A 1,899-nucleotide genomic window follows, 5' to 3' on the forward strand; every position below is an offset into this window, starting at 1 on the left:
ACGAGGCGCGGCCCTCGGTGGCCGAGCGGATGTCGGAGGAGAACCCGATCATCTCCTCGACGGGCGCGATGCCCTCGACGACCATGAGGTCGCCCTCCTGGTACATGTCGTCGACGCGGCCGCGACGACCCTGGATCTCGCCGGAGGCCGCGCCCATGTGTTCGCTGGGCACGTCGATCCGGACGTCCTGGATCGGTTCGAGCAGGCGGACCTCGCCGTCGATCAGCGAGCGGTGGACCGCGTCGCGGACCGCCGGGATGACCTGCGCCGGACCGCGGTGGATGGTGTCCTCGTGGAGCTTCGCGTCGTGGAGTCGGAACAGCGACCCCTGGACCGGCTCGGCGGCCAGCGGACCGTCGTCGAGCGCCTCCTGAAGCCCCTCCAAGACGAGCTCCATCGTCTCGTTGAGGTGCTGGATCCCTTTCGTGTCGTCGATGAGGATGTTGGTCCGGTGGATGTCCTCGACGTTCTGGGAGGTGTCCTTGTCCATGCCGGCCTCCTGGAGCGCCTCGCGGCGCTCCAGTTCGGGCATGTCCATCGAGACCTCGCCGAGCTGGATGGCGTCGACGATCTCCTGGTCCATCGGCTCGACGGTGATGTAGAACTTGTTGTGGCGGTTCGGCGACTGCCCCTCGACCTCGCGAGAGGACTCCTGGGGCTGCTCGCGGAACACGACGATCGGCTCGCCGGTGATGACCGGGATGCCCTGGTTGTCGCGAATCCGCTGGGTGATCACTTCGAGGTGGAGCTCACCCTGCCCGCTGATCAGGTGCTCGCCGGTGTCCTCGTTGATCTCGATCTGGATCGTCGGGTCCTCCTTGGCGACCTGCTGGAGCGTCTCGATGAGCTTCGGCAGGTCGTCCATGTTCTGCGCCTCGACGGACTTCGTGATGACCGGCTCGGAGATGTGTTCGATCGACTCGAACGGCGTCATCTCAACCGAGGAGACGGTGGAGCCGGCGATGGCGTCACGCAGTCCGGTGACGGACGCGATGTTCCCCGCCGGGACACGGTCCACCTCCTCGCGTTCGGACCCCATGAAGAGCCCCACGCTCTGGATGCGGTTCTTCCCGGCCGTGCCGGAGACGTACAGCTCCTGGCCCTTCTCCAGCGTGCCGGAGAAGACGCGGCCAGTCGCGATCTCGCCCGCGTGCGGGTCCATGGAGATGTCGGTGACCATGAAGACGACGTCGCCGTCCTCGTCGACTAGCTGCATCCCCTCGGCCAGCTCGGTGTCCGGGTCACCGCGCCAGATGCGCGGGACGCGGCGGGGCTGCGCGTCGACCGGGTTCGGGAAGTGTTCGCAGACCATGTCGAGCACGACGTCAGACAGCGGCGTCCGCTCGTGGAGCTCCTGCCGCTTGTCGTTCTGTTCGAGCTCCATGATGTCGCCGAAGTCCATGCCGGTCCGCTGCATCGAGGGCATCGAGACGCCCCACTTGTACAGCGCGGAGCCGAAGCCGACCGTGCCGTCCTCGACGGAGACGGTCCAGTCCTCGGGGATGTCGTCCATGTTCTCGGCCATCCCGCGGATGAGCTCGTTGACGTCGGCGATGACCGACATCAGCCGCTCTTGCATCTCCTGGGGCCCCTCCTGGAGCTCCGAGATGAGGCGGTCGACCTTGTTGATGAACAGCGTCGGCTTCACGCCCTCGCGGAGCGCCTGTCGGAGCACCGTCTCCGTCTGGGGCATCGCGCCCTCGACGGCGTCGACGACCACCAGCGCGCCGTCGACCGCGCGCATCGCGCGAGTGACGTCGCCCCCGAAGTCCACGTGGCCCGGGGTGTCGATGAGGTTGATGAGGTGGTTGGTGTCCTCGTACTCGTGGGTCATCGAGACGTTCGCCGCGTCGATGGTGATCCCGCGCTCCTGCTCGTCCTCCTTCGTGTCCATCGCGA

At 66.9% G+C, this 1,899-nt stretch carries 1 protein-coding gene; it reads right to left on the minus strand.

Going from position 1 to position 1,899, the window contains the following annotated elements; genetic code table 11:
- Positions 1-1,899: elongation factor EF-2 (locus tag B9G38_RS16700; RefSeq protein WP_086221120.1), on the minus strand; the 1,899-nt coding region annotated here is incomplete at both ends.

The organism is Halorubrum sp. SD612, from assembly GCF_002135005.1.